The organism is Ruegeria atlantica, from assembly GCF_001458195.1.
GTDB classification, from domain to species: domain Bacteria; phylum Pseudomonadota; class Alphaproteobacteria; order Rhodobacterales; family Rhodobacteraceae; genus Ruegeria; species Ruegeria atlantica.
On the sequence record NZ_CYPU01000049.1, the window covers coordinates 154,748 to 180,450 of the forward strand.

The window sequence follows — 25,703 nt, forward strand, 5'->3', positions numbered from 1 at the left end:
AGGTCATTCCTTTCCTGAACGCCACTCTTTCCAAATCAGATAGCTATTTGCACCCAATGATGCGAACGGCTCTGGCGGCAGGCGCGGCGGCATCGGTTGGGCCAGGAAATGATCCGCTATGTCCGATCCGCCTTGCGTGACCAATTCCGCCACTGCCATGCCCTGCAATGTCCCTCGGGCAATTCCCAAGCCGTTCTGACAACAGGCCGAGAAGATGCCGTCGTCCAACTCTCCGAATGCTGCTGATCCGTTTCGGCTAAGGCAAAGCATTCCGGCCCAACGATGCTCCATTTGCACCTGGGGCAGATGCGGGAACCGTTCGCGAAATTTGCGGTCGTGCACCCAGCCTGCATTGCGCAGGCGCATTGGGCTGGTCTCGATTGTCGGATGAAAAGTTGAACAGGACCGGATCAAAATCCGGTCGCCATAGCTGCCTGAGACCCGCCGGACTGAGGTGCCCATCGGATCGGCCGGAGTGACCGACCAGCGGGATTGACCGCCCAATGTCGTGATCTGTTCAGGCGTCAAACGCTCGGTGATCGACGCGTAAAGGCAGATGTGCATCAGTCGGCGTTCGTAAAAGCCAAAGCTCTCCAGATGGCCGTTATTGGCCAGAATTATGCGGCCCGTCGAAACCTGCGCTTCAGGTGTTTTCACAAACCAACCCACGCCTTGTTTTTCAAAGCCGGTAACAGGAGAGTTTTCGAACAGATCAATATGTGGCGATAGGTGAGAGGACAGAGCGCGAATGTAGCCGGCGGGCTGGATCATCACTGTGCCGGGTGCGTAGAGGCCCGAGCTGTAGTGCGGGCTGCCCGTGATCTCTTGCATCTGTTGGCGGTCAAAAAGCGTGCTAGGCTCTCCCAACCGATCCAGATGTGCGGCGAATTCGCGGTTGTGCCTGTCCCCGGCTCGTGTGGCGGCTGCGTTGAACTTACCGCAGGGGTCGAACATTTCCTGCGGCAGCTCGCATTCTTCAGCCACGTTCGTTGCAAATCTTATTGCGCGGCGGTTTAGGGCTATGGTTGCGCGGTCCGCTTCCAGCCCGCCTCCGGCGTAATTGTCCGAGGCCAGATCATGGGGCAGATCGATCATGAAGCCCGAATTGCGGCCAGCGGAACCTTCGGCAAAGCGACCAGCCTCTAGCAGAACAACCTTGAGCGCTGGGTCAAGCTGGCGCAGCCTGCGCGCGGCGCTCAGCCCGGCAAACCCGCCACCGACAATTGTGACGTCGGCTGAGGTGTTCTGTTCAAGTCGGGGTCGCGATGTTTGGGGCGGCAGGATGGCGTTCCACCCCGCCGGCCCGGTCTGTCGTGGCACCCGTTTTGCAGTATAGGCCGTCAATCGATCGCCTCGTCCGCGTCATCGGCCAGATCAATCCAGATGGTTTTCAACTGGGTGTACTGGTCGTGGGCATGGACCGAGTTGTCGCGGCCACCAAAACCGGATTGTTTGTAGCCGCCGAAGGGGGTGGTGATGTCACCCTCGCCAAAGCTGTTCACCGTCACGGTTCCGGCGCGGATCGCCCGCGCGCCGCGGATGGCTCGCTTGGCGTTAGCCGTAAAGATCGAAGCACACAGGCCATAGTCGGTGTCATTGGCAATCTTGATGGCCTCGTCAAAGCCAGACACTTCGATCACCGACAGAACGGGACCAAAGATCTCTTCGCGCGCCAGAGTGCTGTGATTGCCGGGTACTTCGACCACGGTCGCTTCGACAAAACCCTTGTTGGCATTGCCACCAATCACCACGTTTTCGGCTTGTTCTAAGTAGCCGCAGACCTTGTTGTAGTGGCCTTCGCTGACCAACGCACCCATTCGGGTTTCCGGGTCCAGCGGATCACCGATGTTCCACTGCTTCGCGTGATGGGCGATCCGCTCCAGCAACTCGGCCTTTACGTCCTTGTGCACGATCAGACGGGACGAGGCGGAACAATTCTCACCCATATTCCAGAACGCGCCATTCACGACATGGGCCGCTACGCGGTCAAGGTTCTCGGCGTCATCCATCACGATGGCCGGGTTCTTGCCGCCCATCTCCAACACAACCTCTTTGGCGTTGCTTTCCGCCGAATAAGTCAGGAACCGTTTGCCAGTGACGGTCGAGCCGGTGAAAGAGACCATGTCGATATCCATGTGTCGACCAATCGGCTCACCGACATCAGCGCCGCCACCGGGCACGATGTTCAAAACGCCGCGCGGCAGGCCCGCCTCCATCGCCAGTTCCGCGAGGCGCAGGGCGGTCAGCGTGGTTTCGGTCGCCGGTTTCACCACGACGGAACAGCCCGCCGCCAGCGCTGGCCCGATCTTCCACGCCAGCATCAGCAGCGGGAAGTTCCACGGCAGCACCAACCCCACAACTCCGATGGGTTCGCGCACCACCATGGCGATGTGGTCGTCGCTGGCGGGCGAGACCTGATCATAGATTTTGTCGATCGCCTCGGCATGCCATTTCAGGCAGTGGATCGTTTCGGGGATATCCACGGTTTCGCAGTCATAGATGGTCTTGCCGCTGTCGATACTCTCCATCACTGCCAATTCACGGGCATTGCGAGTCATCAACTTGGCCAGTCGGATCAGTATGCCCTTGCGATCCGAGGGGTGCATCCTGGACCAGCGTCCATCGTCAAACGCCTCGCGCGCTTTTTCGACGGCAAAATCCACATCCGCCGCGTCGCAAGCGGCAATATCGGCCAGTTTCTCGCCTGTAGCGGGGTTCACCGTCTCAAAAGTCTTGCCAGAGACAGCCGGGCGGAAAGCGCCGTCGATGAAGGCCCCGGTGGGCAAGGTCAGGCCCGCAGCGATGGATTTGTATTCGTCCTGTGTCAGCAATTCCATGCCTTAGCCCTCCGCCACGATATCTGCGATTGTTTTCTTCAGCACGCGCGTCACCTGTTCCAAAGCGCGTTTGTCATCCTTGTTCAGCCCCTTAAGCGGGGGCCGCATCGCGCCTGCGTTGATCCCGTTCATGGTGACGCCATGCTTGATGGTCTGGATGAACTTGCCGCCCTGTTCCAGCACCCGCATCAACGGCATCATGGCGGACATGATGCGGCGGCCCTTTGCGAAGTTCCCTTCGACAACGCAGGCTTGATATAGTGCTACATGTTCGGCTGGCAGGAAGTTCGACCCACCGCAGACCCAGAACGGTGCGCCCCAGGCGAAGAATTCCAGCGCCTGATCATCCATACCGCAGCCAAGCTGGATATGCGGGTAATCCCGCGCCAACAAATGCACCCGGTTGATATCCCCCGAGCTTTCCTTGATGCCGCAGAAGTTTCGGCTGCGCCCCACGCGGTCAAGGAATTCTTCCCCCATCATTGTACCGGTGCGGTGCGGGTAGTTGTACAACATCACCGGCAAGTCAGCGGCCTTGTCGATAGCCAGCGCGTTCAGGGCGTTTTCCCGATCGGTCGGCACAGAATAGGGTGGGCTTGCCAGTAGGATTGCGTCTGCGCCAATCTCTCGCGCGCCCGAGGCCAGCGCGATGGAATCCGGCGTCAGCATCGCGCCGGTTCCGACAACCAGAGGCAACCGGCCTTTCAACTGTTTATGCGTGAACGACGCCAGTTCCAGTCTTTCTTCGACAGTCTGGGCATAGTTCTCACCCGTTGACCCACCCGATATCAGCCCGTGCACACCATTCTCAATCAGGTGTTCGATCACGTGGGACAGGGCATCCCAGTTTACGCCGCCATCTTGGTGATAGGGTGTGACCACCGGGGTATAGATCCCCTCAAATCTGAAAATCGGGTTCATTCCGTCCTCATGCAGGTTTCGAAAGGGGCGGGATACCCATCGGGATATCCAGCGCAGCAGGCATCACGAACAGTTCGATTTGGTCGCGTGACAGGTTCCAGTGATCCTCGGCCAGCTGCGCAGCAGCCGCCTCATCGCCCGCCTCGATGGCGGCGATGATGGCGTCATGCTGGCGACTTGCCTCGGACAGGTTCTCAGTCTTGTGCGCGGATTGGGGTTTATAGAAGGTCATCCCGATCCGGGCATGGTCGATCAGCAACCGGTTGAATGATGGCCGCAAGTATACATTGCCTGACATCTCTCCGGTCGCATCATGAAAGCGGTTATTGGCCAGCGCCCGATCTTCGGCAGATCCGGACTGCAACGCGGCCTTGAATGCCTGTTGCGCGTCTTTCAGGTCGTTGATCTGCGTCCGCGTGGCGTTCTGCGCGGCAAGTCGCAAAACCGCGCCATAGACCATGGGTGCAGCCAGAAAAAAATCACGTAGGGTGGTGTAAGACATCTCGGACACCCGGGCACTGCGGTTGGTGCGCAAGTCCAGATAGCCTTCGCCCGCCAGTTGCCGGAACACTTCGCGCAACGGTGTCCGGGACAAGCCAAAATCGTCGGACAGATGCGCCTCGTCCAGATCTGTGCCTGGTTGCAGGCGCAGCGTCAGGATCGACACCTTCAGGTGCTCCATCAACTCGGCCTTTCGGGATTTGGCGTCGTCTTTCATCCGTTCCTCCAACAGTCGCTGCGCGAATCGTGCCGGCTATTTCGTTCATTCTCCGTATTCCAAAAAAATACAAGTTGTATACAGAAAAGAATCGTGCAGCATAGGCCGTCGACCACGTCAAACTGAATCGGACGTCTATGCGCCAACCCCGCCACATCACTTTCATCCTGATCGAGGAATTCTCGCATCTCGCTTTTTCCTGCGCAGTCGAGCCGCTGCGCATTGCCAACCTCGTCAGCGATCAAGATCTGTATGAGTGGTCTTTTGTATCCGAACACAGCAAGCAGGCCGTCTGTTCCAACGGGTCGGTGACTTTGGTTCATGGGGGACTGGACGCGCTGCCAAAAACCGACCAACTGTTCGTGCTGTCAGGTATTCATATGCGCAACCATGTCTCGCGCCCTTTGCTTGCAACCCTGCGGCGCGAGCGAGCGAGAGGTACGGCCATCGGGGCCTTGTGTTCGGGCGCGTGGTTGCTTGCCGAGGCAGGATTTCTGGACGGGATGCAGGCCGCCATTCACTGGGAGTACCACGATGCCTTTATGGAGGCCTTTCCCGAGGTGAATCTGGTGCGCAGTGTCTTTGTCGCCGATGAAAAGCACATCACCGCCTCGGGTGGCACGGCGACCGCCGACCTGATGTTGCACCTGATTGAAAGGGACCACGGCGAAGAGTTGTCCATCGCGGTTGCTGACCAGATGGTCTACAACGCCGTTCGCAATGCCACGGCCAAACAGCGCGTATCCCTTCAATCGCGCAACGGGATGCGAAACGCGCATCTCGCCAAGGCAATTCATATCATGCAGGACTGCATTGAGGCACCGGTTTCCCCGTCTGATATTGCCGGGGACCTGGGGATTTCAACGCGCCAGTTGGAACGGTTGTTCGGCAAATACCTCAACACGTCGCCCAAGAAGTACTTTATGGAGCTTCGGCTGGAGCGCGCCCAGAAGCTGTTATTGCAAACCGAGGCATCCGTGACCGAAGTGGCAATGGCCTGCGGGTTCGAAAATCCGGGACATTTTTCGCGCGTTTACCGGTCGAGTTTTGGTGTGACGCCACATGCCCAAAAGAACAAGATAGACTAAGTGATAAGGACGGGGGGAGCGTCTCTGTCCTAAGGCGAGCCATGCTGAACAGGCGCTCACCCCCTGATCCTGCTTCGTACCCCCTCGTTAAAACTTTACTGGTAAACTGGTCAGCAGGATTGAGTATTCATACATATCGAAGTGGGCATAACTATTACAAGATCGTGTCAGATATGTGTGCTTTTTTGTTTAAAACATTAACGTTTGCGGTGTTCACCAGTTGACCAAATGGCTCAAAACAGGCCAACTGATAGGGTGAAATGTATAGACAGACTCTGAAGTTGGCCAAAAAAGACGACAAATCGGGAAATTCTGACCGCAATTCCCATGCCGGCGATGCTGTCAGATTTTACATCTTCATCACAAATTGACGGTGGAGGATATCAATGCACTTGGAAATCGGTAAATCTGGCTCCCGCTTCGCCAACGGCGCGGTTTCTCGTGCCAGTCGCGAGCGTCAGATTTGCGATGCGGCCAAATTGGCCGAAGCTGCTTTTTCCGAACTGACCGCTGTTGCGGGTCGCGCGCCGGATATGGCGGCGCCCAACGGTCAGGTTTTTCAGGTGTTCCGTTGGTATTTCTTGTCGGCTTATTGCACGCGATTGCTGACCAACGCCGCCCATCGGCTAGAGCGTCAGACTTTACAGGTCTCGATGGACGTGTTCAGCGCCGTTAGAATGGTCCTGCCGGAAACAGAGGTTGAGGCATCCATGGCCCTGGTTCAGGGTGAAGTGACAACACCGGCCGCGGCGCGCTTGAACAAGATCGGATGCCGTGGACATTCTGCGGGCTGGATCGCCGCAAAGCTGAATCAGCAAGGTCGGGGCATCCCGTCAGAGATCAAGAGCTCGCTTGCGGGCGCATTGTCAGCGTCGGAACGGCGTATTTGACGCGACCAGAGATCCCACACGCGCTGGGTAATTTCGACAAAAAATAATTCAACGCACTGTCGGTCTCTCAGTGGGAGAGTGGATCGACAAATTCAAGTTTATCCCGGCAAGTGGGGCTTACAAACGTCAAGTCCCCCCGTTTCAGGATGGTTGTATTCATACTCCGCGAACAAGGCGTTGAGCTGAATGGTCCAAAGTAAACTCAATACGTCACGCGCAATTCGAACCGCACCACCGGGGCTTGATACGTCCACCCCTCTACGCGGCCAGCCACTGCCACCTGTCTGACAACGTGCTGCCCTGACACTTAATTACCGTAATGCGTGGTTCTTTGTAGTTGACTTGGAATTCGTGAGGCGACACGCCGCACTAAGTAACCCCCTCAAATCCAGTAAAAACTAGAATATACTAGTAACAAGACGCGCCACCCACATTAAACGTAGCGCATTTTAGAAAAAATGTGTCCACATTTCTTCTTGAGCCCCTTCGTTTTCGAATAGGAAATAGTCGGTTTCCAAAAAAACTTGCATTTTAACGGGATTTTCATAATGGTAACGAAATCGCGAATACGTATTCTAAATTAAGAATTACTTTACCCCCCCCCCTCCGAGACAAGAATAGGGGTTGGCCTGTACCCCCTCTGCCAACCTCTAATCTTGTTCTGGCCCTTAGGTAGCTTGTCTGGCGCAGGAACGTCATGTCGCTCCGACCATTCCTTTATGGCTGCCCAATGATCCTGAGGTTTGGCGACATATCTACGTGAGTGCAGATCCTCAATCGTTTGTTGCAAAGGCAGATACCACTGAATCTTAAGTTTAATGCCATGACGCTTGGCCCAAGCGCGAAGGACAGTTTCCCATTCGCCCTCGGAGTGGGATTCCAAGTCCGCGTGAAGGTCAAATGGGATTCGGTTAGGCCAATCAGTCGATGAGAACAAATACAGAACATAGTAGGCTTGTCCAAACAGATATTGCCCCTTACCGTCCAAATTATGTGCAATCTGTACTCCAACACGATTCCTGCGGAAGCCATGCGGCATCTGTTAAACGTTGAGGTCGAACGAAACAGGTTGGGAAACGCCGAACCTCTGATCGCGCACAAGCGCCCCGGTCTTTCTGGGATCTACGACAAATCCACGATCCTTGAACGAAGGATTGAAGCCCAGAGCCGGTGGGAGGGAATGCTTTCCGAACTCGAAGAATGCAAGTGACTTTGGTGGCAGCTGGGAAGGCGATCACAGTTCAGCTGGGAAATCCATTCCCGGAATGCCCGTCCTCCTGATCCTCTAGGTACATAAAAGAGACCTGCCTCGCTACCGAATGGCAACCCGACTTTGCGAAGTCGAGTGAATGGACCTACGTTGAGCTTCGGTTGCTCCCGTCGCAATGTCTGCTTTGTCCTAAACCAACCAATGCGTACAGGCCGTGACCAGCTCGCTATATACTTTCATTGCTTTTGATGAGAATTCGCAGGCGAGCAAGGTGAGCAAAAGGCCAAGTGCTGGTCTGGATCAAGCCCGGCCAAATTTCAAAGGACGCGAACGGGCAGGATCGACTAGACACGGCGAATTCAAATCGAGTGGGTGGCCTACTCCGGATGAAGTCACATCAAATTGCGGAAGACGCCTATCCTCCCAGCTTCGACTACGCCCAGAGCGTGAAACCGGATTCAATTCATCTTTGTTTCGACCGGGCGTCCGAGGGCGCTTCACCCGTCCAGCGTCGGTAAGCCCGTGTAAAATTAGATGCTTGAGTAAAGCCGGTGCGAAGGGCAATTTCTGTCACCGTCATCTTACCTTGGCCGATTGCTGCGATTGCGAATTGCCGCCGTTGGTCATCCAGAATTGCTTTGAAGGATGTGTCTTCGTTGGACAGCTTTCGGCTCAGCGCCTTGGGATGAAGGCGGCAAGCGCGGGCGGTTTTTGTGATGTCGAGCTTGGGGTCACTCATATGTTCTTTGCAGAAGCTCCGAACCGCTTCCGCTAGGGTGCCATACTCCTTGTTCGTCTCACCCAAAGGAGTGTCGCCGGGCGAATACGCCTGGTTCAGAACCATCCATAGCGAGGGAAAACGCAATGTCAGACCCATCTTTGAGCCGGTTATCAAAGAAGAACGGGGGAGCAACCAATCGGGCACGACAGTTTCGTCTACGACCACGGCAAGCACATTCTTTGGATCCCAGCTTTGGCCTACACGTGGCCGAATTTGCTCTACAAGAAGTGCCAGCGTAAGGGCATCCGGGTGGGCCGGATTGGCGTCGGGTTGGGCTTTTCGAGTCATTTTCAGAGTAGCGTTTTGCCCATCATTCTCCAGCCTGTAGTTGGTGGAATTTCCATAGGATCCGACAGAAATCAGAAAACGATCCAGCAGGTTACCCACCGTTTGCTCGCGGGTCAGATGCTTTGTCACCGGACCCATCGCATTTCGTGCCATGTCGCGCCCGACTGTGGCCCCTAAAAACGGATCACCAAGCCGAGTGGCGATCTCATCAATGGTCTCGTAGATGGCTTTTACTGGAATGAGCCGATCAAAATCCGTTCTGATGGCATTGGAAATCTGCATGTCGGCCAACAAGAGGTCGACATCCCCTCCATGCTCTTCGAAGTGATGTATGAGCGGCATCAGGAGCGCAGTGCGAACCAGTGGGGGTGAGCTATCGGGCATCCTCCTAATCTAGATCAATCAGCTTGGTGTTGTCATTCATTCAAGGACAGCAATATGATGTTTTTGTATTCAGGGGATAAGACAGCCACATTTTTCCAAACTAGCTTCGAACATAGATAAGCTGCCTTCGCCTTATTTTCTCCAACACGCGCAAAGGCTTCGCGGATTAGAGAATTTTATCGCCAGCCGCAGCTACGGATCGCCCACGCAATCCGGGCGTCGTCATTGAAGAGGACACACCATGTCAAACAAGAACAAGTTTTCCCGCCGCGAAATGATGGCCATGGCGGCGCAATCTGCCGCTGCCCTTCCGCTTCTCGGCACCCCGGTCTTAGCCCGTGAACTGGATGAATATGGTGGGTTCAGCGGCAACAAGAATTTCAAATACATCAGCGCCCCGGCAACGGTCTATGATTTTGGCCTGACACCGGAACAGGAAGATCACGCCAAGGAACTGCACGAGTCCCTGATCATCTTTGACGGTCTGTCCGAATGTACGTTTTACCCTGAGTTCATCGCCAACATGAAACGCGGCAGTGGAACATCGGGCAATTTCTCGATTGGGATCTCGGACATGTTGCGTTGGACCCCGGACACTGTGTTCAAACCGCAGGAATGGTGGAGTTGGGAAGCGCTGAACAGGGATCTGGATGCGCTTTATCGCATGATGCACCTGTTCCGGGATGACGCGATGATGACATTGAACCATGCTGACATTCTGGAGGCAAAGAAGACCGGAAAGGTCGGTTTTATGCCGGGAACGCAGAACACCAAGTTTCTGGATGACGCTGTAAATCGCCTGGACGAGATGCATCGTAAAGGGCTGCGGATTATCCAGATAACCTATAATGCCACCAACGCCGTAGGTGCCGGCAGTGCAGAAGCACCGGAAAATCGCTTTGGTCTCAGCCGCTTGGGTCACATGGTGGTTGAGCGGATGAACGAAGTCGGATTGTTGGTCGATACTGGCCACAGCTCGCCCGAAACTCAGATGCGTGCAGCGGAAGTCTCGACCAAGCCCATCGTCATTTCCCATGCCGGGATGTTGTCAAAGGTCAATCAGACACGGGCGACAACGGATGAGGCCATCAGGGCAGTTGCTGACAAAGGCGGCGTGATGGGGGTTATCAGCACGCCAACAGCCATTGCCGGAAGCGATAAATGCACAGTCGAGGATATGCTCGATAACGTCGATCACGCGGTTAACATTGCAGGTATTGATGGTGTGGGATTTGGCTCTGATTTCATTATCCCCGCGACATTCGAACAAATTTTGTCTGCTCCGGAATGGGACGAGGAAGTTGTTGCAAACATCGGAGAGTTCGAGGTTTGGCCTTGGTCCGACGGGCATGTGGGCTGGGAAAATAACTCGGCCTATCCGAACATGACCCGCGGTCTGATCCAGCGTGGCTATTCGGATGAGGACATCGCCAAGATCATGGGTGGAAACTTCCTACGGGTGATCAAAGACACCATCGGCTAGACCAGCGGAAAGGAAGCCGGAAGCATCATACGCCTCTGGCTGGCACAACATCATGCATTGGTTGCTCTTGGTATTGCTCTCAATCTTCGCCCTGCCGGATACGGCAGGCGCAATGGATGCGATTGGCAAGGTGCGCCGGGAACGCCCAGCGGATCTGGACGCTTCAACGACTGTGGCCACGCGATATGGAACGCTCCAAGCGTCTTATGAGACCGATTTTCCAGAACTTCCTCTGAATAGCGTGCACACTTGGCGATTGTCCTTGCAGGACAAGAACGGCCTGCCGGTTGTCGGCGCGGACATAGATCTGACAGCGGACATGCCCGAGCATCTGCACGGCATGACCACCACACCGCTAATTCAGGAGTCTGATACACCGGGTTTGTATCTTGTTCGTGGAATGAATTTCCACATGCCGGGGTATTGGGAGGTCACTCTTGACATCTCAGGAGCAGGCAGCCGCCATCTTTTGCGTTTCAACCTGATTGTCGGTGAAAGCCAACGCGCCCCGGAGGGGAGGAAAGCGGATGAAAGCTGAACCACTCGGCTCGTCAAAAGCAATCGGCCTATTGCTGACCGCTTTCAGCTTTTGCGTTGTTCTTTCCAACCCGAGCAAAGGTGCTGACGCTGATCTCTTTGATTGGAGCGCTCGAGAACTGGCTCTGATCCAATCCCTTTCTTTATCCCAATTGCTACCTCCACCGTCCTCACCCTCGAACAAATACGCCGATGACCCGGAGGCAGCGGCTTTGGGTCGTGCGATTTTCCACGACAGCCGGTTCAGTGCCAACGGCGAGGTAAGCTGTGCGACTTGCCACCGGCAGGACTATGGGTTCACCGATGATCTTCCCAAAGGTCTTGGTATTGGCCTCGCCAGTCGCCGGACCATGCCAATTGTCGGAATGGCCTATCAGAAATGGTTCTTTTGGGACGGTCGGGCGGATTCGCTCTGGTCGCAAACGCTTGGCCCGCTGGAAAACCCCGTTGAGCACGGGATTGACCGGCATCAGGTGCAGCAGCTTGTGCTGGCGCATTACTCTCAGCCCTATCAGCAGGTTTTTGAAGACGACGCCACAAACCAGCCGGTGGACCAAGTCTTTGCAAACACAGGAAAGGCGCTGGCAGCACATGTTCGCACATTGCTGCCAGAAAAGACCCGGTTTGATTTGTATGCCCACGCATTGCAGAGTGACAGCAAAGAAACCGGTATCCTGACAGAAGCGGAAACGCGTGGTCTGAGGCTGTTTGTCGGAAAGGCCAAATGTATCAATTGCCACAATGGCCCCATGTTCACGAACGGAGAGTTTCACCACTCAGGAACCCCGGATGCCGGAGAACTGGATCCGGGGCGCGGCACTGCATTTCTAGAGCTTGAGGCCACGGAGTTCGGGTTCTTTGGTAAATGGAGCGACGCGGACCCGGAAGCAGACGGTGATCATATCCGGTTTCTGGACCGGGATACGCGCAAGTACGTCGGTACATTCAAGACACCTACTTTGCGTGGCGCGTCGGATCGTCCTCCGTATATGCACAACGGCACTTTTACCTCGCTGGCACAGGTCCTGAACAACTACCGTGCCGTGTCTGGGTCGACGCTCGCGGACGAGGTTTCCCACGGTGACCTGACGGATCGGGATCTGAACGATCTTGAGGCTTTCTTGGGAACCTTGTCGTCAAACTCCAACGATGTTCACAACTAGCTCAGGGGAAACTCGATGAAAATTACGGCTCTGGTGACTGCATTCTCAATACTTGCGACCACGGCACATGCCGAAGAAACGACCCGCTATATGCTGGAAGGTATCGCAGAGCCTTCGACTTGGGGTGCAGTTCTTGCAAATCCTCAGGATCGTGGCGCCAATGCTGAGGCGCTCATGAACGCCGCAGGATGCGAGCTGATCGACTATTACTTTGGTATGTTCAACTACAAGAGTTACGTTGTCATCCAGTGCCCCAAGTCAGTCGATATCAGCCCAATTCAAATTATCATGTTCGGGGCTGGCACAGTCGACACGGCCACAGCAACACCAATTGTGACCACAGCAGAAATGGTTGACGTGGCTAAGGCGGCCCAAAAGATTTCGGGTGCCTATGGGGGCCCCAGCGAGTGACCTTGCATCCTGGGCAGAGAAAACAGAGAGGACGAATGAGAAAATGAGTACAATTGCATTCATCAGGATGTTGTTCATTGCGTTCGCCGTGGTCGGTGTTTCGGGGACAACGGCAGTAGCCGATGAGGCTCCTGCGCAGACATTGTTTACGAATGTCAATGTGTTCGATGGTGTCAATGACGGGTTGCTCGAAAACGCAAACGTGTTGGTTGAGGGAAACCTGATCAAGACCGTCTCGACCGCTGCAATTAGCGCAGGCGGGGCGACTGTCATCAACGGAGAGGGACGCACATTGATGCCCGGCCTGATGGATATGCATACGCATTTGTCTATTGTGCGGGAATTATCAACGGCGCGTCACGAGCTTAGCCCTCTTGCACATGGCGCAATTGCGATGAAGCGGGCTGAAGGCATGCTCATGAATGGGTTTACCACTGTCATGGACGTCGGCGGGCCGGCGATTTATCTAAAGGACCTGATCGACGGAGACGCTGGTTTTTTTGGGCCGCGCATCTATTCCGCCGAGGCCTTCATTACGCAAACTAACGGACATGGGGATTTTCGCACGCGGATGGAGTACAACCCCAACAATTCCGGAGGTATTAGAAGTTGGTATGAATACTACACGGCTTGCATTGCCGACGGCGTAACCGAAATCCGGCGCTGTGGCAGAGAGAATTTTCGCAAAGGTGCGACCCATTTAAAGATGATGGTCGGCGGCGGTGTTTCCAGCCGGTTTGATCCACTGCATGGTTTGCAAGGCTCACCCGAGGAAATTGCGGCAGCTGTGGAAGTGGCGCGAAACATGAAGACCTTTGTTACTGTGCACGCATACACCGATGAATCCGTTCGTATGGCAGTTGAAGCCGGTGTTCCCCATATCCTTCACGCGCCACTGATCACCGAAGACACCGCTAAGCTGATGGGGGAAAAGGGTGTCTATATGCAACCAAATCTGGAAGCGGTTCTCGGGCTTACCGAAGAGAACGCAGCCGCATTCTTGTCGCCAGCATCCTTTGCAAAGTGGAAATCGATCTACGATGAATACCCTGTGGCCATGGAGGCGGCGATCAAGCATGGGGTGAAGATCGTGTTTGGCACCGACCTTCTGTCTCAATGGAACCAAACACTCGCGTTCGACAAGACTGCGGCCCTCGAATTGCTGCAATTGGAGAAATATCTTGGTGCGGCTGGCGCGCTACGCGCGGCAACGTCAACGGCAGCAGAAGTCATCGACCTTATGGGGCCAAATGATCCCTATCAGGAAGGTGCAAAAGGTGTCGTCGCCGAAGGTGCATATGCTGATCTACTTTTGGTCGACGGTAACGTTTTGGAAGACCTCGCACTATTGACTGACCCGGGCAAGAACCTTGTCGTGATCATGAAAGACGGCGTGATCTACAAAAATACGCTGAACTGATACCAAAAAAGCAGGTGTCTCACGCCGTCTGGTGGCGAACTTTGAAGTAAGGGAGTTCTCATGACCGCACTCGACTACATAGCTATCGGCATGATTCTGTTCATGGCGGGCCTCGGTATAGGGGTCCTAGTCTTTCTCGGGGGGTGGCCCGGTCGGGTGGCTGCAAAGCGCCGGCATCCCTATCGATCAGCGGTTTCCATCGGTGGATGGGTCACCCTGATAGCCGGAGGTGTCCTGTTTCCCTTGGTGTTGATCTGGGCCTATGCAGGCTCCACTGATGCTGAAGTAGCTGCGGCGGATGTCGCAAAAGGCGGTGCCGCATGATCATGGTGCTGGTTGGAGGCTACGTCGGGCTGCTTTGGGTGTTGGTCAAGGTCGGCGTCTTCCCGAAATGGTACGGCTGGATGAAAGTCTCGCCAGTTGCTGTTTGGATGATCGCTTTCATGAGCATCTTTCTCCCGCTCAATTGGAATGCCCCCATGGGCGGCTCCATGGTCACGGTGGGCTCTGTCGGAATCAAGCCAGCGGTTGCGGGGCCGGTGACCGAGGTTGTCGCCAAGTCGCGCACGCCGATCTCCGAAGGTGAGGTTCTGTTCGAGATCGACAAGACGCCTTACACCGCTGCCTTGCAGCAAGCTCAGGCACAACTGGCGCTGGCGCAGGACCAATTGGCGCGAAAAGAGGAACTGCTATCGCGCGACACGGTCGCGGTAGCAGAGGTCGAAGCCTTGCGTGCCAATGTAGCTGTGGCCGAAGCTGCCGTGACCCTCGCCGAAGTCGATCTTTCCAACACAACCGTGCGAGCCCCCTTTGACGGCATGGTTCCCGCCATGACTCTTCTATCGGGCAACCGGGTCAGTCCCAATGTGCCGGTGCTGGCGTTCCTCGATGTGAACAACCCCGTTATCAACCTGGTTCTCAGCCAAAACCAGATCCGCAACGTGAAGACGGGGCAGAAGGCCGAAGCGGTGTTCAAAGCCTTCCCCGGGCAGACGTTCCAGGGAACCGTGTCGGGATTGTTCCTTTCCTCACCGGATGCCGAATATGATCTGGATGGGGCCACCCCCGAAGTACCCACGATCACCGATACGACCTATGTTGTGGTGCTGGAACTGGACACCCAAGGGGAAGCCCTGCCGCCAGGATCATCCGGCCAGGGGCTGGTGCTGACGGACCAAGGGACAAAGTTCCAGTTCATCAATCAGCTGACCCTGCGCATGACCACATGGATGAACTTTTTCTGATGTGGCGTCGCATCTTATCGGCTGCCTCGATGGCAAGTCTTGCTTCATCTGTGGTTGCTCAGGAATTCGGTCCTCGTGATCGGCTTGAAGCCGCTGCGACAACCTCAATTGGCGGCCCCGCCAACGCAGAAGCGCAGCAAGAACAGGACCGGTTGCGCAGGTTACAAACCTCACGATGGCCCGGATTTGATCGAACTATCGATCCCGTCGAATCCTGGAAAGAGAGGCTGCGGAAGGACACCGACCTTGCCCTGTCGTTTGACTATCAGGCGCTTTTCCAGAGATCCGACACCACCGTTTCCGGTGTCGATGAAGGCGCATCGGGACAGGCTAGGATTCTGGGGACATGGACGCTCGCAGATCGCGGCGGGAGCAATCCCGGCAGCTTTGTCTTCATCCTGGAGAACCGTCACAAGCTGGGTCTGGACCAGACACCTACCGGTCTGGCAGGAGAAATCGGCTATGTCGGGCTCACCGGCCTGACTTTCGGAGACACCGGCTACAGCTTGTCCGTAGCTTACTGGTCTCAGGCGATCATGGGTGGGCGAGGCGGCATAGTTGCGGGCCGGATTGATCCCGGTGATTACACCGACATCCTGGGCTATGTGAACCCTCGCACCGGCTTCCAGAACTTCGCCATCAACTACAATCCGGTGCTGACGATCCCGGACCCCGGCTTCGGGATTGGTGGTGGTGTTCACTTGACGGATCAAATCTATGTGCTTGGGATCGTCTCGGATGCGAACGGTTCCTTGACGGATGTTGACTGGTTTCCGGGAGGCGCCGAGTTCTACAAATACGCCGAGATCGGCTGGACGCCGGCCCGGAACCAACGCTACCTAACCAATATCCACCTCGGCGCATATCACATCGACGCCCGAGAGGACAAAGGCCTGCCGTCCAGTTCAGGGCTCGTCCTGTCGGGCAACTACACGTTTGAAAACGATCTGATGGTGTTTGGGCGGCTTGGATGGTCCGACGGCAATGACCCTATTGCCAAAAAGGGGGCGACCGGCGGGTTGATCTGGCGACCGGGGTTCTATGATGATCTGATCGGCGTCGCTGTAACATGGGCAGAACCAGTGACTGCCGGGTTGGAGAATCAAACCACATTCGAAGCCTTCTACCGCCTGGACGTCTCCGACAACCTGGCGCTGACGGCTGACGTTCAATACCTCAAAAACCCTGGGCTCAATACCGAAAACCCGTTGGTGTTTGGTTTGAGGTTGAGGTTCAACCTTTGAAAAGCGGACCTAGTCGGCGAGCGCAGCGAAAATCAGAAAGCCGTTCGACGCTATGGGCGGGAGCGTCCGAAAGGGTCTGCTACCAGTCGTTCCCGTGCCTTATGAGAACGGCCGTTTTGTCCCGCGTCTCGGAAACTGCAAAGACTAGTTTTGAAGGTCCGCTTCGGGGCTGCGACCTTTTGCTGACGCGAGTGGAAGAAAACGGCTATAGTGGACCCAAAGCATGCGTTCAACCCGATGCGATATTTGATTGCTTAGCAGGCTCGCTTCATCGCTCCTGAGATTGTGGCGTCCGCTTGTCGTCTGAGACATAGCTTTGAAATTAACCCTGGGCTAATCTGAGGTTCATGGAATACAGCAAACCGAAGCGGCGACTTGCGGCCATTCTGGCCGCTGACGTCATTGGCTATTCGAAAATGATGGGCGAAGACGAAGCAGGTACGCTTGCTCATCTGAAGGATTGCGAGAGAAAGCTGATCCAACCCACCGTCGCCAATTACCTCGGAAGCATCGTCAAGAAGATGGGAGATGGATATCTCGTTGAATTTCCGAGCGTTGTTTCAGCCGTGCAATGCGCGATTGAATGGCAGGACCAAATGGAAGGCCCGCTGGTGTTTCGCATAGGCATCAACTTGGGTGACGTAATTGTCGAAGATAATGACTTGTTTGGTGAAGGGATCAACGTCGCTGCCCGCCTGGAGTCACTTGCGGAACCGGGTGGAATTTGTCTTTCCGAGGATGCATGGCGTCAATCGAAAGGAAAAGTTGAGGCACAGTTTGAGGATCTTGGTGCCAAGCACCTAAAAAATATAGCTGAACCAGTGCGTGTGTATCGCCTGACATCCGGTGTGCGCGCTTTCCCCGATGAACTGCAAATGGCAGCACGACGCAACGATTCAAATTCGACCTGGAAGCCTCCCACCGTTCTCCTTTCACCGTTTCGACACCAGGGTGCCAGCATTGACGCAGAAAGCCTGGCCTCAGGGCTGACTGAAACCCTGGGCTCGGCGCTTGCCCATTTTGAGGAGTTCGAACTCATAGATCCCAGTAGTGCTAAGCAGGCCATCGCAAACTCCGGAGCTCTAGAAGTCGGTCGACGGCTTGGAGCCGAATTCGCGCTAGAAGGCATGGTACAGGTTGCGGTTCAAAAGGCACGCATAAGTGTGCAGCTTGTGAAAGTCTCCAATGGTCAACGGGTTTGGTCCGACACACTCGACCGCAGCCTTGATGATGTCTTTGAGCTTCAGGATGACATCACCGCGTTGGTCGCATCCACAATGAGCGATGCGGTCGGTGAGGAGCAGGCGAAGGCGATTGCCGAGAAACCGGATTCCGAGCTCTCGCCTCATGAGCAGGTTGTGCGCGGTCTTCAGCTCCTTCACCGGGTCAATCCCAAAGACAACGAAGTCGCCAGAGGCCACTTCGAGAACGTATTGCAATCAGATCCCAAGGGGCTTTGGCCCAAGCTCTGCCTTTGCTGGACATATGCCATAGAACTGGCCGGTGGCTGGCCGTCAACGCGAGCAGATGCACTCGAGTTCACCCTCAACGAAATGATCGATCTAATGCACCGCTATCCGCGTTCTGCTCACATTCACCGGCTTATGAGCCGCCTGCGCTATTTCGAAAGTGATTACGCAAAAGGCGTGGCCCATGCCGAGCGGGCCTACGAATTAAACCCATATCATAGCGACATGATGATCGCACTTGGCCTTGCGCGATTGTGGAATGGTGAGCCGGAACAGGCCTTGGTCCATCTTGAACGTGCATTTGCAACAAATCAGTATGCCCCTGATGTCTTCAAAAATTACTTATCGCTTGCTTATTTCCTACACGATCGCAGTGACGACGCACTCAAGATCCTGGCAAGCAGCGAGGGCGGGCAGACGATCACAAGACTTTACCGGATACTCAACTTGGTAGGATCAGATAAGGTGGAGGAAGCAAAGACAGAGGCACAGTCGTTGCTTGGCGAAAACCCAGACTTTCGTATCGACCGCACACAGTTAATAAATTCGTTTAAGCGTGGTGAGGATCGCGAGCGTATCGTTAGAGCCTTGCGGGAGTCGGGTCTGCCGGGATGAGCCATTGGGATCAACGCCGCCAGTTCGAGATATTTCGTTTCTTCCCGCTCATCTGTTAGTTGCATAACCCGAACTTTGTCGGCATCTAGCGGTTTTTGAGGCTCATGTCGATTTTAGAAAAGGCATCCGATTACTTTGTCATCCGATGGCTGCAAAGTCTGCTACTCGATGATCGTCGCGGTTGCGGCGAAAGGGCGGTTTGAATCTTATCCTTCAGACTGGCTTTCAATGACCGCTTTGACGACATGGGCCGCAACGCAGCGATGCTGGTGCTGCAAAAGCAAACGAATGCTGCGTAAGCAATAGCCGCGCCCGCACAAGTCCGGTTAGTCCGCTCTTGGAATTTGCAAAGCCCTGCAATGAATGTCTGCTTTGGGCTGCGACCTGCCGAATGCACCCGCAACACCCAGTTGGTCAGGCAACGACGGCTCAGGGCTCGTTCAGCCGTTGGTGCGTGCCGCAGAGAACGGCGGAGGAGAGCCCATTTTGACCAATACTGCAAGACGCATCGACGGCTGCTTCACCGGCAACGCGGTCATCTGAAAGAAACACTCGGAATTCGATTTTAGGCTTCACCGTGAGGTTTGCGGAGAGCGTGGGTAAATTCCTTTGGCGCGACAACGGGCAACACTTGTAGGGTCCGAACACAAGCGGCAGCCCATTTTCACGGGCTGTCCCTTGTCCTCGTTTCAAGTTGTTTTCGCCGAAGCCGATTTAAGAATCACATTCCCTTCTGCGCTATTCGTCCATCTCGCTGTAGTACGGCTCCCGATGGGGGAAAGTCTCGATCATCGCTTCGTGCATGCGCTGGATGTCGTCGAAGGGAACCCAGGCCCAGAGCATGCTGACCATTACGCCGTGTTCTTCACGTGGGTCCTTGAAGATGTCGAAAAACGCCTTTCCCGGAAGTCCACCGTGACCAGAACCGATGTGACGTTTGAACTGGCCGACACGAACCGCACCGAGGCTCGCTCCTGAATAGTGGAACATGTACTCACGCCGGCTCGGAGTTGCGTTCAGTAGGAAGCTGCTCTGATCGATGCCGTCGACAATCCGGTCGGAGGGGATCGCATCCATAACACCCGCCACGCGGGCCGCCGTCGTGTACATGTCCGTAACGTGGATCATTTCGGCCTTGGTCTGCAGTTCTTCGATGACGCCCGGCCACCAAGCCACTGCAGGAACGCGCACGCCGCCTTCTAGCACGTCGCCCTTACCGCCACGCAACGCTGTGTAGGACGATTCCGGGAACAGGTCGTACATTGGGCCGTTGTCGCTCATCCAGACTACGAGCGTGTTCTCGGCGATGCCCAACTCTTCCAGCTTGTCGGTCAATCGGCCGATATAGGCGTCATGCTCCATCATCTGATCGCCGTTGTGGGTCCCCATCGGCGATTTTCCTTCCCAATCCGGGTGAGAGGTGAACTGACTCATGAGGTGAGAGGCGTAGTAAATGAAGAATGGCTTGTCGCCCTCGGCATTCTGTTCGACGAATCCCATGACACGTTCGAAGGTCTCTTCTTCGAACTTGGTGTAGGATTCCGCGTTGAGCGGGCCGACTTCAACCGAGTCCTCTCCCTTCTTGCCTTCGAGTTTGCCGCGCAGGGGGGCACGGAAAAAGAAATCCGGAGCGTCGGTGTAATTGTTCCACATGACGCGTTCCGTGGGGGTGTTCCACGCCCAAGGGGCCGCATTGTATAGGCCAAAGAAGGCTTCATCGAAGCCCTGGTGGTGCGGAAGGGTTTCTTCGCCGTCGCCAAGGTGCCATTTGCCGTACATGGCTGTCGCATATCCGGCGTCGGATAGAAGCTCCGCAACGGTCACTTCTTCGGGTGCAAGACCAACCGGATTGCCGGGGAAGATTACATCGGTCAATCCCGTGCGCACCGGATGCCGACCGGTCATCAGCGCCACCCGAGTCGGGGTGCAAGACGGCTCAGCATAGAAACCGTTCAGCAATGCGCCTTCATAGGCAAGTTGGTCGAGGTTCGGGGTCGGCATGCCACGTGCTGCGCCGCCACCCTGAACGCCGAGTTCGCCGTAGCCGATGTCGTCGGTCAGGATATAGATGATGTTGGGCTTCTTGCCGAACCTGGCTTCCAATTCAGCGAGCTTGGTATCGATTGCCTTGTCTTCCTCGACCCAGGTCGCGCCGTTCTCCTTCTCCAACTCATAGAACGGAGCATCAAATTGTTGGGCGGCGGTACTGCCAGCAATACTCAGGGCGAGAGCAGCGACAGTGCAGCCAAGGCGGATACTATCGATTTTTGGTTTCATGGAGTCTCTGTCCTTTGTCAAAGTGTTGAGGGATTGCGATGGACCCAATCCAAAAGTTCATTTTCAAGGGTCTTCCGCAGCTCACTAAAACGCGTGTCAGTCTCCCCTCCCGCGTCTTGTTCGAGTCGGCACATGAGCGCGAGGTGTTCACACAGCTCCCGAAAGTCCTCGCTTTCGCTTAGGCTCCAAATCGCACGGGCGTGGCCTGGAAACCGAACCGCTGCGAACTCTATGTCACCAAGCTTCCCTGCCATGTTGGTTGGGGTGGTCCTGTTTCATGCGTTTACCCTTGCAGTGGGCCGCATTTTCAGGTCGTCCGGGAAGTATCCCTGTGTTACACACCGTTGCATGCCTCCGTAACAAGCTGAATTCAAACAATATGCCAGTTAAGGAAAGCAGCTCGAATCTACAGGCCTTCTCACGTTGCGCGCGAGAGGAACTGGATCGGATTCTCCGCAGCGAGGCATTCCAGAACGCTGACAGGCAGCAGGAGTTGCTCACTTACATCTTCGATGCCACGGTCGAAGACAGGGAGGCAGACCTTGCAGGAAAGGTCATCGCCGAAAACCTGTTCGGGATTGACCCGACATCACTCCGAGAGAGTTCAACGGTTCGTGTCGAAGTCGGGCGCTTGCGGCGCAGATTGCATGCCTACTACGCGTCAGAGGGCGCAAACAACCCGGTCGTACTCGACATCCCTAAGGGCCACTATGGGATGAATTTCACCGAAGTTTCTGTTGTGAACGCAGACAAGGGACAAGTCTGGCGGTGGGTTGGTATTGGGTCATTGGCATGCGTGGCGTGTCTCGCCATCGTGATTGCTTTCCTCTGGGACGAAGATACGACAGAAACTGGCCCCGCGCCGCTGGCACCTGAATTCACCGAAAGCGCAGAAGCCTACAGCCTATTCTTTGAGGCAAGGCGCATCGGCAATCCACCGGTCGTCAAGTCCAGGATCGAGGCAGCGCTAACGTTATCCAGAGAAATCCAGAGCATCGACCCGAGTTTTGGTGGCGGCTACGCAGCCGAATCCATTCAGCTCTGGAACTACGTTATGTTCGGCCACAGCGATGAGCCGGAGTATCACAGTAAACGGGCCCTGGAACTTGCGCGAAGGGCGGTTGCCACCGATCCTGAGTTCTCGTGGAGTCAGCATGCCCTTGCGCAGGCTCTGCACCTGAATCGGGATGTGTCTGCCGCGGTTGATGCGGTTCAAAGGGCAGTGGAATTGAACCCGACCGAGGCGGACCATCACGGGTATCTTGGCCTGATGTCGGCATTGTCAGGTCAAGGGGTTCGAAGCATAGAAAGCGTCAAAAGAGCGCTGGGGTTGAACGAAACCGTTCGAACTCCGTACCGCAATATTCTTGGCATCGCCTACTTTCTAAACGGCAAGTATCAAGAAGCGGCAGAAATCATCGACACCAACCGTTCCATGGGTGGCCCAAGTGGACCGCACATGCTGATGTATCTTGCTGCGTCCTACGCTCTTGCCGGAAATGACGGCCGCGCCCAGGCAATCGCAGAGTTGATCCGAAAGGACGAGAGCGGCTTCGCTCCAGCGGATTTCATAGACCGCCTGTTTCAGTTACCTGAACAAAGAGAGTTGATCATAGACGGGTTGCAGAAGGCTGGCTTGGCCTATCCCGCAATCGAGGCCGGATCGGATTAGTCTATATGCGTTGGGTGGGCATCGAAGTCCGATCGCGTATCGAACAACTGGCATCCAATCCTGGCGTGAATGGGATATTGGCAACTCGCTGATGGAAAGACCTAGCCATCGGAGCGGGCATTGTCCGATACTTGCCAATGGCAGCTTTTTTGCCGTCTCCAGACGTTTTTCAAACAATGGCAAACGGCAGCTCCGTCCCGCAGAGTAGTCATTGATGCAACGCGCGGCGAATGACTACTCCGAGCCCAAAGTGCCGAATGCTGCGCGGTCAACGAACGGCAGCAAGGCGCAGGAAGCAGGCTTTGCAAAGTTTGAACGCCTTTTCAAAAGCGGGCTTTCGGTGAATGACAGCTAATAATCGAAATAAAACGGCCTGATTGTCAAAAAAGCATCATCCCACTCCGCAGGCGAACGGACCTTAGATTGCTAGGGTCTGATCTCCGATTTTCCATTCTTGGAACCGGCGGGGCATTTTCTGCCTCCTCTTTATCGGTTCAGTTTAGTCCGAAGTATGCGTCGCGTGCCGGGCCTGCTGGTTGGAAAGCGGGAGCGCGGTCATCCGGCAGCCAGTTTTTATAAACAAGCCCGTCTTTCATGACAAAGTCTACATTGTCTCGCGTGATTGTATTGAGATCCTCAAGAGGATTGCCATCGACAAGGATGATGTCGGCATAACCGCCTGCGGCAATGGTGCCTAGCGTACCTTCTTTGTAGGGGTTCATCTCACCGCTGAAGCCTAAAACTTCCGCAGCATTTGACGTTGCTGTTTTCAACGCATAGTGCGGATTATCCAGCACCCGATCGTTGAACGAAATAATGTTATCAGCCTGACGGAAGAGGTCGGGACCAAACATGTCGCCACCTGTGACTATAAGCAGGTCGTGTTTTACAGCCCAATCCAGCATTTGTTTCGCGCCAGAATTGACCTTCACGGCTTTCGCTTTCTGATCTGCGCTGAAGAACGTGATCTGCTCCACCAAATCAGGATCAAAGCCCTCAAAGGCGATGACGGATTGAACCGAAAGTGCGACACCTTCTTCTTTCATACGAATAATTGTCTCCTCAGAGACGAGGAAATTGTGTTCAATCACCCGGACGCCTGCATCGATCGCTCTGTTAACCGAATTATCGTGATACGCATGGGCAAGAACGTAGGTGCCGTAGTCTTCGGCCACGCCGACAATTGCCTCCATCTCTTCTAGGCTGAACTGGGTCATGTGCAGCGGGTCGAACTCGCTGGCGACGCCGCCACCGGCCATGATCTTGATCTGAGTGGCACCAGCACGCAGGTTGTGCCGTGCCGCTTTTGTCACCTCGTCTACGCCATCTACAATGTAGCTGACTTGGGCCGCTTCCAGCTTATCCTGATCGCCCATGCGATCATTAAAGTTCCCAGTGTCGCCGTGTCCACCGGTCTGGCTCAGGAACGCGCCGGACGGGAAGAGACGCGGTCCCGGGACGATGTTATTGTTCACGGCTTTGGCCACGCCAAGAATGTTGCAGCCTGCATCTCGCGCAGTTGTGAAGCCCTGATCGAGGTAATCTTGCATGGCTGTCGCGGTGTAAGCGCCAGCAGCCATCTGGTCATAGTCACCGCGGAACTCGAGCATTCCATTTCGAAAACACAGGTGAGAGTGCATGTCGATCAGGCCCGGCATCAGCGTCCGGCCTTCGCCATCAACTGTGAACGCGTCCGGCACGTCCATGACATCTGCTGAAACGGACTTGATAAGGTTGCCTTCGACCAAAACTGATCCATTCTCGATCAGTGTCTCGCTGACACCATCGAAGATGTTCACATTGGTGAAAAGAACCTGACGTGGATCTTCACCGTCTTGCGCTATACCCATGTGGGGGGCAAGTGCAACTATTAAGCTGGTGAATGCCCCCCCAAAAAAGCCGTAGTTTCTCATGTGATACTCCCGGTCTGCCATTAGCAATCAAGTGTAGTTGTTTAATCCTACCAACAAAGCTTTCGGAGTCACTCAGATTTCTGGATTGGCGCGTAAAGCATGACGCGAATTAAGCTTATGCGCGTTTTTTCGTGAATTGCTTCAAGTCAAAAACCGTATCTAAACTTCTTGAGGTTTGGTATCGAACGAGATCATCAAAGTCGACTTTCTCCGCCTAGCCGACGTTTAACTCAGATGCGTGAGTGTCCGCTTTCACCAATTTCACTAAAGAGGGCGATGGCTGCTTTGGGTTGAGAGCAGTCATTGAACTAGTTGAGGTCAAAGGCAGCAAAGTCCGCACAGCAGCCAATTGGGCAGTCTGTAGCGAATGACCGTATCGAACCCAAATTGACCGATGCTGCACGATGCCCCAACGACAGGAATGCGCAGAAAACTGACATTGCAAACTCCATCTGTTTTCTGAAAAGCGGACATTCGCTCTGAGGTTTCGAACTTCTGATCAGAGCCATTTCGAGACGTTCAATCGACGTCGCAGACGAAAAAATCCGAATTCACTCAAATGCGCAAGCATCGACCCATAGGGGTCACATGGATCAAACAAAAGACAACGGCCCTCGGATGCCAAAAAGCTGACCCACAAATAAAATAACCGAGATTGATGATGTGTTAGGATAACGGATGCGCAGCTTGGTCTATGTTTTGACCACTCTTAATGGCGTATTGCCAAATTCGGGCAGTGTGAAAGCCAACAGCCCACCGTCGATGCCAGCGACATCTTGGCGACCAAGTGGCGCCAATTCCTGGCCATAGATCGCCTTGAACGGTTCCGACGCGATCACGGGCACAGCGAGATGCTTGCACAGACCTTCCAATCGCTCAACTTCGTTGGCAGCCGAACCGGTCACTGTTAAATCGAGCCTCCGGACTGTCCCGACATTTCCATACATGACCTTGCCGGCATGAAGCCCGATACCAAATTCGATTTCACCCATTCCATCTTCAGCCCTGGTCCGGTTTTTTCCGGCCAGCCGGCCGAGGGCATCGCGAGTTGTCATGACTGCGGTCAGACACATGTTGTCCCCAGTTCTGATTCCGTCCTCGAAGGGAAAGACCGCCATAACCGCATCGCCGATCAGTT

General features: G+C 55.0%; 21 protein-coding genes. 13 read left to right on the forward strand and 8 right to left on the reverse strand.

What is annotated here, in order from left to right:
• Nucleotides 1-3: 3 nt before the first annotated feature.
• Genes RUA4292_RS15665 through RUA4292_RS15680 form a run of 4 tightly spaced genes read right to left on the reverse strand, consistent with a single transcriptional unit; the run spans nt 4 to nt 4,476 of the window.
• Nucleotides 4-1,344, reverse strand: a complete 1,341-nt coding sequence (locus tag RUA4292_RS15665; RefSeq protein WP_058278451.1) for an NAD(P)/FAD-dependent oxidoreductase — start codon at nt 1,342-1,344, stop codon at nt 4-6.
• Nucleotides 1,341-2,837, reverse strand: coding sequence for an aldehyde dehydrogenase (locus tag RUA4292_RS15670; RefSeq protein WP_058278452.1), 1,497 nt, complete (start codon nt 2,835-2,837; stop codon nt 1,341-1,343). The genes RUA4292_RS15665 and RUA4292_RS15670 overlap by 4 nt, the downstream gene beginning before the upstream one ends.
• Nucleotides 2,838-2,840: 3 nt before the next feature.
• Complete coding sequence (locus tag RUA4292_RS15675) at nt 2,841-3,758, reverse strand: dihydrodipicolinate synthase family protein (RefSeq protein ID WP_058278453.1); 918 nt, start codon at nt 3,756-3,758, stop codon at nt 2,841-2,843.
• Between the two features lie 7 nt (nt 3,759-3,765).
• Complete coding sequence (locus tag RUA4292_RS15680; RefSeq protein ID WP_058278454.1) at nt 3,766-4,476, reverse strand: GntR family transcriptional regulator; 711 nt, start codon at nt 4,474-4,476, stop codon at nt 3,766-3,768.
• A 137-nt stretch (nt 4,477-4,613) separates the two neighbouring features.
• Here RUA4292_RS15680 and RUA4292_RS15685 point away from each other — a divergent pair, with 137 nt between their 5' ends.
• On the forward strand, nt 4,614-5,564 hold the full coding sequence (locus tag RUA4292_RS15685; protein WP_058278455.1) for a GlxA family transcriptional regulator: 951 nt from the start codon (nt 4,614-4,616) through the stop codon (nt 5,562-5,564).
• A 386-nt stretch (nt 5,565-5,950) separates the two neighbouring features.
• Nucleotides 5,951-6,454, forward strand: a complete 504-nt coding sequence (locus RUA4292_RS15690; RefSeq protein ID WP_058278456.1) for a hypothetical protein — start codon at nt 5,951-5,953, stop codon at nt 6,452-6,454.
• A gap of 1,673 nt (nt 6,455-8,127) precedes the next feature.
• Here the strand turns inward: RUA4292_RS15690 and RUA4292_RS15705 are convergent.
• Nucleotides 8,128-9,117, reverse strand: a complete 990-nt coding sequence (locus tag RUA4292_RS15705) for an AraC family transcriptional regulator (protein WP_058278459.1) — start codon at nt 9,115-9,117, stop codon at nt 8,128-8,130.
• 241 nt (nt 9,118-9,358) lie between these two features.
• Here RUA4292_RS15705 and RUA4292_RS15710 point away from each other — a divergent pair, with 241 nt between their 5' ends.
• The 10 genes from RUA4292_RS15710 to RUA4292_RS24835 all read left to right on the forward strand — a co-directional run bounded on the left by RUA4292_RS15710 (nt 9,359) and on the right by RUA4292_RS24835 (nt 19,246).
• Entirely contained in the window at nt 9,359-10,600 is a 1,242-nt protein-coding gene (locus RUA4292_RS15710) for a dipeptidase (protein ID WP_058278460.1), read from the forward strand.
• Nucleotides 10,601-10,652: 52 nt separating this feature from the next.
• A complete protein-coding gene (locus RUA4292_RS15715; protein WP_058272165.1) occupies nt 10,653-11,138 on the forward strand; it encodes a FixH family protein in 486 nt (161 codons plus the stop codon).
• A complete protein-coding gene (locus tag RUA4292_RS15720; protein ID WP_058278461.1) occupies nt 11,128-12,300 on the forward strand; it encodes a cytochrome-c peroxidase in 1,173 nt (390 codons plus the stop codon). Before RUA4292_RS15715 ends, RUA4292_RS15720 begins: the two co-directional genes overlap by 11 nt.
• A gap of 15 nt (nt 12,301-12,315) precedes the next feature.
• Complete coding sequence (locus RUA4292_RS15725; protein ID WP_058272163.1) at nt 12,316-12,711, forward strand: GYD domain-containing protein; 396 nt, start codon at nt 12,316-12,318, stop codon at nt 12,709-12,711.
• Nucleotides 12,712-12,754: 43 nt separating this feature from the next.
• On the forward strand, nt 12,755-14,131 hold the full coding sequence (locus tag RUA4292_RS15730) for a metal-dependent hydrolase family protein (RefSeq protein ID WP_158507044.1): 1,377 nt from the start codon (nt 12,755-12,757) through the stop codon (nt 14,129-14,131).
• A 60-nt stretch (nt 14,132-14,191) separates the two neighbouring features.
• Nucleotides 14,192-14,455: a DUF3302 domain-containing protein gene (locus tag RUA4292_RS15735; protein WP_058272161.1), complete on the forward strand. Its 264-nt coding sequence runs from the start codon at nt 14,192-14,194 to the stop codon at nt 14,453-14,455.
• Complete coding sequence (locus RUA4292_RS15740; protein WP_058278462.1) at nt 14,452-15,375, forward strand: HlyD family secretion protein; 924 nt, start codon at nt 14,452-14,454, stop codon at nt 15,373-15,375. The genes RUA4292_RS15735 and RUA4292_RS15740 overlap by 4 nt, the downstream gene beginning before the upstream one ends.
• Nucleotides 15,357-16,619, forward strand: a complete 1,263-nt coding sequence (locus RUA4292_RS15745) for a carbohydrate porin (RefSeq protein ID WP_058278463.1) — start codon at nt 15,357-15,359, stop codon at nt 16,617-16,619. The genes RUA4292_RS15740 and RUA4292_RS15745 overlap by 19 nt, the downstream gene beginning before the upstream one ends.
• Nucleotides 16,620-16,966: 347 nt before the next feature.
• On the forward strand, nt 16,967-18,703 hold the full coding sequence (locus tag RUA4292_RS15750) for an adenylate/guanylate cyclase domain-containing protein (protein ID WP_058278464.1): 1,737 nt from the start codon (nt 16,967-16,969) through the stop codon (nt 18,701-18,703).
• Nucleotides 18,704-19,066: 363 nt separating this feature from the next.
• Entirely contained in the window at nt 19,067-19,246 is a 180-nt protein-coding gene (locus RUA4292_RS24835) for a hypothetical protein (protein WP_058278465.1), read from the forward strand.
• 195 nt (nt 19,247-19,441) lie between these two features.
• Here the strand turns inward: RUA4292_RS24835 and RUA4292_RS15760 are convergent, their stop codons facing one another.
• A complete protein-coding gene (locus RUA4292_RS15760) occupies nt 19,442-20,980 on the reverse strand; it encodes a sulfatase-like hydrolase/transferase (RefSeq protein WP_058278466.1) in 1,539 nt (512 codons plus the stop codon).
• Nucleotides 20,981-21,359: 379 nt separating this feature from the next.
• On the opposite strand from RUA4292_RS15760, the gene RUA4292_RS15765 reads away from it, so the two are divergent.
• Complete coding sequence (locus RUA4292_RS15765; RefSeq protein ID WP_058278467.1) at nt 21,360-22,652, forward strand: tetratricopeptide repeat protein; 1,293 nt, start codon at nt 21,360-21,362, stop codon at nt 22,650-22,652.
• Nucleotides 22,653-23,146: 494 nt separating this feature from the next.
• On the opposite strand, the gene RUA4292_RS15770 is transcribed toward RUA4292_RS15765, so the two are convergent.
• Both RUA4292_RS15770 and RUA4292_RS15775 read right to left on the reverse strand, forming a co-directional pair.
• The gene (locus tag RUA4292_RS15770; RefSeq protein ID WP_082637145.1) at nt 23,147-24,502 is read right to left on the reverse strand and encodes a metal-dependent hydrolase family protein; all 1,356 of its coding nucleotides are present in this window, start codon (nt 24,500-24,502) and stop codon (nt 23,147-23,149) included.
• Nucleotides 24,503-25,257: 755 nt separating this feature from the next.
• A partial coding sequence (locus tag RUA4292_RS15775; protein ID WP_145974978.1) for an adenylate/guanylate cyclase domain-containing protein occupies nt 25,258-25,703 on the reverse strand: 446 nt, incomplete at its 5' end.

What these genes read in the sequence shown, in the direction of transcription:
- RUA4292_RS15680 (WP_058278454.1), bottom strand. Translation starts at nt 4,476, where the DNA reads ATGAAAGACGACGCCAAATCCCGAAAGGCCGAGTTGATGGAGCACCTG.
- RUA4292_RS15760 (WP_058278466.1), bottom strand. Translation starts at nt 20,980, where the DNA reads ATGAAACCAAAAATCGATAGTATCCGCCTTGGCTGCACTGTCGCTGCT.
- RUA4292_RS24835 (WP_058278465.1), top strand. Translation starts at nt 19,067, where the DNA reads ATGTCTGCTTTGGGCTGCGACCTGCCGAATGCACCCGCAACACCCAGT.
- RUA4292_RS15770 (WP_082637145.1), bottom strand. Translation starts at nt 24,502, where the DNA reads ATGGGTATAGCGCAAGACGGTGAAGATCCACGTCAGGTTCTTTTCACC.
- RUA4292_RS15705 (WP_058278459.1), bottom strand. Translation starts at nt 9,117, where the DNA reads ATGCCCGATAGCTCACCCCCACTGGTTCGCACTGCGCTCCTGATGCCG.
- RUA4292_RS15750 (WP_058278464.1), top strand. Translation starts at nt 16,967, where the DNA reads ATGGAATACAGCAAACCGAAGCGGCGACTTGCGGCCATTCTGGCCGCT.
- RUA4292_RS15725 (WP_058272163.1), top strand. Translation starts at nt 12,316, where the DNA reads ATGAAAATTACGGCTCTGGTGACTGCATTCTCAATACTTGCGACCACG.
- RUA4292_RS15765 (WP_058278467.1), top strand. Translation starts at nt 21,360, where the DNA reads ATGCCAGTTAAGGAAAGCAGCTCGAATCTACAGGCCTTCTCACGTTGC.
- RUA4292_RS15740 (WP_058278462.1), top strand. Translation starts at nt 14,452, where the DNA reads ATGATCATGGTGCTGGTTGGAGGCTACGTCGGGCTGCTTTGGGTGTTG.
- RUA4292_RS15715 (WP_058272165.1), top strand. Translation starts at nt 10,653, where the DNA reads ATGCATTGGTTGCTCTTGGTATTGCTCTCAATCTTCGCCCTGCCGGAT.
- RUA4292_RS15745 (WP_058278463.1), top strand. Translation starts at nt 15,357, where the DNA reads ATGGATGAACTTTTTCTGATGTGGCGTCGCATCTTATCGGCTGCCTCG.
- RUA4292_RS15730 (WP_158507044.1), top strand. Translation starts at nt 12,755, where the DNA reads ATGAGTACAATTGCATTCATCAGGATGTTGTTCATTGCGTTCGCCGTG.
- RUA4292_RS15685 (WP_058278455.1), top strand. Translation starts at nt 4,614, where the DNA reads ATGCGCCAACCCCGCCACATCACTTTCATCCTGATCGAGGAATTCTCG.
- RUA4292_RS15735 (WP_058272161.1), top strand. Translation starts at nt 14,192, where the DNA reads ATGACCGCACTCGACTACATAGCTATCGGCATGATTCTGTTCATGGCG.
- RUA4292_RS15710 (WP_058278460.1), top strand. Translation starts at nt 9,359, where the DNA reads ATGTCAAACAAGAACAAGTTTTCCCGCCGCGAAATGATGGCCATGGCG.
- RUA4292_RS15670 (WP_058278452.1), bottom strand. Translation starts at nt 2,837, where the DNA reads ATGGAATTGCTGACACAGGACGAATACAAATCCATCGCTGCGGGCCTG.
- RUA4292_RS15675 (WP_058278453.1), bottom strand. Translation starts at nt 3,758, where the DNA reads ATGAACCCGATTTTCAGATTTGAGGGGATCTATACCCCGGTGGTCACA.
- RUA4292_RS15720 (WP_058278461.1), top strand. Translation starts at nt 11,128, where the DNA reads ATGAAAGCTGAACCACTCGGCTCGTCAAAAGCAATCGGCCTATTGCTG.
- RUA4292_RS15690 (WP_058278456.1), top strand. Translation starts at nt 5,951, where the DNA reads ATGCACTTGGAAATCGGTAAATCTGGCTCCCGCTTCGCCAACGGCGCG.